This is a genomic window from Streptomyces sp. WAC05292 (genome assembly GCF_003949955.1).
GTDB classification, from domain to species: domain Bacteria; phylum Actinomycetota; class Actinomycetes; order Streptomycetales; family Streptomycetaceae; genus Streptomyces; species Streptomyces globosus.
In genome coordinates this window covers 1-5,467 of the sequence record NZ_RPSE01000404.1, presented here as the reverse complement: position 1 = coordinate 5,467, position 5,467 = coordinate 1, and the positions used below count along the sequence as shown (strand labels likewise).

The 5,467-nt window shown below is 74.4% G+C and carries 4 protein-coding genes; all 4 read left to right on the top strand.

All coding sequences use genetic code 11. The features are described 5' to 3' along the window. The first annotated feature begins 62 nt into the window (after positions 1 to 62). Complete coding sequence (locus tag EF903_RS27860) at positions 63 to 2,114, top strand: SpoIIE family protein phosphatase (protein ID WP_125547737.1); 2,052 nt, start codon at positions 63 to 65, stop codon at positions 2,112 to 2,114. Positions 2,115 to 2,366: 252 nt separating this feature from the next. Further along, positions 2,367 to 3,026 carry a DUF4142 domain-containing protein gene (locus EF903_RS27855; RefSeq protein ID WP_399421845.1) on the top strand — a complete coding sequence of 220 codons (660 nt, stop codon included), beginning with the start codon at positions 2,367 to 2,369 and terminating at the stop codon, positions 3,024 to 3,026. Between the two features lie 9 nt (positions 3,027 to 3,035). Further along, on the top strand, positions 3,036 to 4,427 hold the full coding sequence (locus EF903_RS27850) for a DUF1996 domain-containing protein (RefSeq protein ID WP_125547733.1): 1,392 nt from the start codon (positions 3,036 to 3,038) through the stop codon (positions 4,425 to 4,427). Between the two features lie 146 nt (positions 4,428 to 4,573). Continuing rightward, on the top strand, positions 4,574 to 5,467 hold an 894-nt coding region (locus EF903_RS27845), incomplete at its 3' end, for an RNA polymerase sigma factor (protein WP_260616016.1).

The following is a 5,467-nucleotide window of genomic DNA, read 5'->3' as shown; positions in this document are numbered from 1 at the left end:
CCTCGGAAACCGGCCCCACCGGCCCCACCGGCCCCACCGGCCGCACCGAGCCGGGTGGGGCCATCGGCCGGACCGGAGCCGCCGGGCCCGGTACGGGCCGGGGCCTGCTGGACGTGCTCGGCGTCGCCGCGATCGTCCTCGACTCCCAGGGGCGGATCGTCCTGTGGAGCCCGCAGGCCGAGGAGCTCTTCGGCTACCCGGCCGAGGAGGCGCTCGGCGAGTACGCCGCCCGCCTCCTCGTCGGCGAGGAGCACCTGGGCCTGGTCCTGTCCCTCTTCGAGAAGGTCATGTCCGAGGGCTCGCCCTGGGCCGGCGTGTTCCCCGTCCACCACAAGGACGGCGGCACCCGGCTCACCGAGTTCCGCAACATGCGCCTGGAGGACCGCGAGGGCCGCCTCTACGCCCTCGGCATCGCCTCCGACCAGGCCACCCTGCGCCGCCTGGAGCGCGACCTCGCCCTCTCCCTCCGCCTGGTCTCCCAGTCGCCCATCGGGCTGGCCGTCGTCGACACCGACCTGCGCTACGTCATGGTCAACCCGGCACTCGAACGGATCAACGGGCTCCCGGCCGAGCAGCACCTGGGCCGCCGCGTCCACGAGGCCCTGCCCCGGTTGGACGCCGCGGCCATCGAGGCGGCCATGCGCGAGGTCCTCGTGACGGGTGTCCCCCGGCTGGACCAGTTCACCACCGGCCGCACCCCCGCCGACCCCCACCAGGACCACGCCTTCTCCGCCTCCTACTACCGCCTCGACGACCCGGCCGGGCGGCCCATCGGAGTGGCCGCCTCCATCGCCGACGTCACCGAGCAGCACAAGACGGCGCAGGCCATCGCCCTGGCCCGGCAGCGGTTGGCCCTCATCGCGGACGCCTCCGTCCGCATCGGCACCACCCTCGACCTCGGGGTCACGGCGCGCGAGCTCGGCGACATGGCCGTGCCGCGGCTCGCGGACGTCGCCACCATCGACGTCCTGGACGAGGTCCTCACCGGCGACCAGCCGTCCGGCACGGCCCCCGCAGGCACCGTCCGGTTCCGGGCCCTGGCCGTCAAAGCGGCCCGGCCCGGTCCCGCCGTCCAAGCGGCCGACCCCGTCGGCACCATCGCCCGCTACGACGACACACGCCTCGTCACCCGCTGCGTCCGCACCGGCCGGCCCGCGCTCCAGGCCCATGTCACGCCCGACGACCTCGGCGGCATCGCCCGGGACGCCGAGGCCGCCGCGCTGCTCGCCGAGGCGGGGATGCACTCGTACCTCGCCGTGCCGCTCATCGCCCGCGGCGAGGTCATCGGCGCGCTCGGCCTGCAGCGCGCCGACAACCCGCTGCCGTTCGACGAGGACGACGTCCTGCTCGCCCAGGAGCTGGCCGCCCGCGCGGCCGTCTGCATCGACAACGCCCGCTGGTACCAGAAGCAGCGCCGCGCCGCGCTCCTCCTCCAGCGGCACCTGCTGCCCCACCAGCCCACCCCGACACCCGGACTGGAGATCGCCTTCCGCTACCAGCCCGCCCAGAGCGCCGGCGAGGTCGGCGGCGACTGGTTCGACGTCATCCCCCTCGCCGACGACAAGACCGCCCTCGTCGTCGGGGACGTGATGGGCAGCGGCATCAACGCGGCCGCGGCCATGGGCCAGCTCCGCACCGCCGCCCGCACCCTCGCCGAGCTCGACCTCGACCCCGCGGCCGTCCTCACCCGCCTCGACCACACCGCCACCGGCCTCGGCCACACCATGGCCACCTGCGTCATCGCCGTGTACGACCCGCACCGCAACCGCTGCCGCATCGCCACCGCCGGCCATCTGCCGCCCGTACGCGTCGGCCGGAGCCGCCCGCCCGAGCTGCTGGACCTGCCCACGGGGGTGCCCCTCGGCGTCGGCGGAGTGCCCTTCGAGGCCGCCGCCCTCGACCTGGACGTCGGCGACGAGCTGGTCCTCTACACCGACGGCCTCGTGGAACGCCGCGACCAGGACATCGACACCCGGCTCCGCGCCCTCACCGACCTGCTCGACACACCGGGCCGCCCGCTGGAGGCGACCTGCGACCTGCTGCTGGGCCGGCTGCGCCGCCCGGACGACCGCGACGACGTCGCCCTGCTCATCGCCCGCGCCCGCCCCCTCTGACGGGACCCGCAGCGGCGGCACGGTACCAGCCTTCCGGGGAATGGACCGGATGTTTGTCCATTCGTGATGGTCCTTCCGAACGACCACCACAACTGGCACTAGCGTCCCGTGGCACCCGGGGAGCGCGGGTGCACGCGGCACGACTGCCGTGTCCCTTGCCCCTGCCGCCCCTTCCGGCCCATGCAGCAAGGAGGCACAGTGCTGTCATTCCGTCGGTCGGCCGTCGGCAGCATGTCGGTCGCATCGAGACACGTGTTGGCCACGGTCGCCGTCATCGGCGCCCTGGCCTTCACCCTGATCGCGTTGCTGGTCCCCGTGGAGAAGTTCAACGGGGGATCCGCCGCCGCGACCACGCTCCCGGCGGCCGACGACGACGGCCTCGGAACCATGAGCACGGCCTTCGGGCCGCTGACCGCCCAGGACCGGGACTTCGTCCGCAAGGTGCGCCTCGCCGGCCTGTGGGAGCTGCCCGCCGGCCGCCAAGCCCTCCAGCGCAGCAAGCGCTCCACCATCCGCACGGCCGGCGAGCACCTCGTCGAGGGCCACACCGAACTGGACCGGCGCGCGCTGGAAGTGGGCGGGGCGCTCGGCATGGAACTGCCCGACCGGCCCAGCCAGCAGCAGCAGGAATGGCTCGACCAGCTCACCAACGCCCAAGGCGCCCAGTACGAGCAGCTCTTCGCCCAGCTGCTCCGCCGCGCCCACGGCAAGGTGTTCTCGCTCGTCGCCCAGATCCGGGCGCAGACCCGCAACTCGATGGTCCGGGGACTGGCCACGGACGCCAACGCCACGGTCCTGGACCACATCACGGTCCTGGAGGCCACCGGCATGGTCGATTTCGACGGCCTCACGGACACCCCGCCGGCCGCGGTGCCCGCGCCCGCCTCCTCCACCGTTTCCCGACCGAAGTGAAGTGATCGCATGAGTCAAAAGGGCCACAAACGCCGTCTGCGGACGTCGCACAAGGTCCTCGCCATGGTGTCCGCCCTGGTCCTGGGCGGCGGCGGGGTCGTGTTCGTCGCACAGGGCGCGTTCGCCGGACAGGACGACCGGGCCGCGCCGGTGACCGCCACCATCGACTGCCCGGACGTCGGCGACAAGCTGACCGACGTCCCCGAACGGGCCCGCCCCGAGGTGGACAAGAACCTCGCCCAGCTGGACACCCAGGTCGCCGACGCCTACAAGCAGCTCGCCACGGGCCGCGCCAAGGGCGGCGCCCTGCTCGGCAGCCTCCGGCAGCAGCGCGGCAGGACCATCGGCGCCATCGGCGACGCCATGGCGGGCGCGGGCTCCCGCCCCCAGGGCCTGGACGGGCTCGCCGGCTGCGAGATGAAGCAGGCGGCCGCCCCCGACCCCAAGGACGAGCCGGCAGCGGCGCAGGGGGCCGCCGCACAGGACGCCGCGGCCCAGGGCGGCCAGGCGGCGGCCAAGGGCGGCCCGGCCCGCAGCGACTTCGTCGCGATCGGCAACGTCCGGCCGAACGTCCGCAAGCCCGCGGACCGCGGGGGCGCCTCCAAGGGGTCCTTCTCGGTGAACTGCGGCCGCAACGAGAACGGCCACTTCAACCCGGACAACGTCATCGTCGCCCCCGGCGTCAGCAACGGCGCCCACCACATGCACGACTACGTCGGCAACCTCACCACGGACGCCTTCTCCACCAACAACAGCCTCGCCGCCTCCGGCACCACCTGCACCAACGGCGACAAGTCCACCTACTACTGGCCCGTGCTCCGGCTCCGCGACGGCCGCGCCGAACGCGACGCCAAGGCGCCCGGCGGCGGCCAGGACGGCAACGTCGGCACCATCCTCAAGCCGAAGCAGGTGACGATCGAGTTCAAGGGCAGCCCGGTCTCCAAGGTCGCCGCCATGCCCCGCTTCCTGCGCATCATCACCGGCGACGCCAAGGCGTTCACCAACGGGGTCGGCAACGCCAACGCCTCGTGGAGCTGCACCGGCTTCGAGAACCGGCAGCTGAAGGACAAGTACCCGGTCTGCCCCAAGGGCAGCGACGTGGTCCGCACCTTCTCCTTCCAGAGCTGCTGGGACGGGCGGAACATCGACAGCGCCAACCACCGCACCCACGTGGCCTTCGCGAACAAGGACGGCTCCTGCAAGCCCGGCTTCAAGGCCATCCCGCAGCTGGTCCAGCGGATCGTCTACAGCGTGCCGCCCGGCTCCCGGTTCGCCGTCGACAGCTTCCCGGAGCAGCTCCACAAGCCGGTCACCGACCACGGCGACTTCATCAACGTGATGTCCGACCGGCTCATGGCGAACGCGGTGCGCTGCATCAACGACGGGCGCACCTGCCGCTGAGTCCCTCGGGGCGGCGCCCCCTCCCCCTCCCCAGCGCCGCCCCGAGAGCGGTGCCGGCCCGAAGCCGACTTCGGGCCGGCACCGCCGTACGCATGTGTGCAGCCGTTCCGAGGGCCCCTGCGGGGCCTGCGTACCAAGGGAGTGCCATGTCCGGGTTAGAACCCGAACCCGAACCCGAACCCCGACCCGAACCCCGGTCCGGCCCCGGGCCGTCCGACGCGGAGCTCATCCGGCGGCTGCGGCGGGCGTTCGCGGCGGGGACCGCGGACGCCGGGGTCTGCGAACTGCTCCACCGGCGGCACGGTGCCGCCGCTTTCGCATGTGCGCGCGCGTGCTGCCGTACGCCGCACGACGCCGAGGACCTCGCCTCCGAGGCCTTTCTGCGGACCCTCCAGGCCGTCCGCTCCGGAGCCGGCCCGCGGGAGCGCTGGCGCCCGTACCTGCTCGCGGTCGTGCGGCACACGGCCTCCGAGTGGCGGGCCGGCGCGGGCCGGACGCTGCTGACGCCGGATGTCGAGCCGTGGTGCGGCCCCGGGGCGGGGGAAGAGGACCCGCAGCGCCGGCTGCTGGAGTGCGAGGACCGCCGGCTCGTCGCCCGCTCGTTCCGCACGCTGCCCGAGCGGTGGCGGGCCGTCCTGTGGCACACGCTGGTCGAGGACGACTGCCCGCACCCCGTGCCGCTGCTGCTCGGCATCACTCCGAGCGCGGTGACGTCGCTGGCGTTCCGGGCCCGCGAGGGGCTGCGGGAGGCGTACCTGCGCGCGCACCTCGACGGGGCCCCGGACCCCCGCTGCCGCCGGTACGCCGGCCCGCTCGGCGCGGCGGTCCGGCGCGGCGGGGCCCTGCGCGCGCCCGGGCTGGCCGGGCATCTGGAGTCCTGCGCGCACTGCTCGCGCGCGTACGCCGAACTGGTGGACCTGCACGCCGCGCTGCCCGCATGCCCGGCGGCCCCCGCCGCACCCGGCCGCGGGCACGCGCACGGCCCCGGGCCGCTCGCGCCGGGAGGGCGGCGAGGGGGCCGCCGGGCATGCGGGCAGCGC

Bases quoted from the DNA above. Each gene is read 5' to 3' on its own strand.
- EF903_RS27850 (WP_125547733.1), top strand. From the start codon at position 3,036: ATGAGTCAAAAGGGCCACAAACGCCGTCTGCGGACGTCGCACAAGGTC.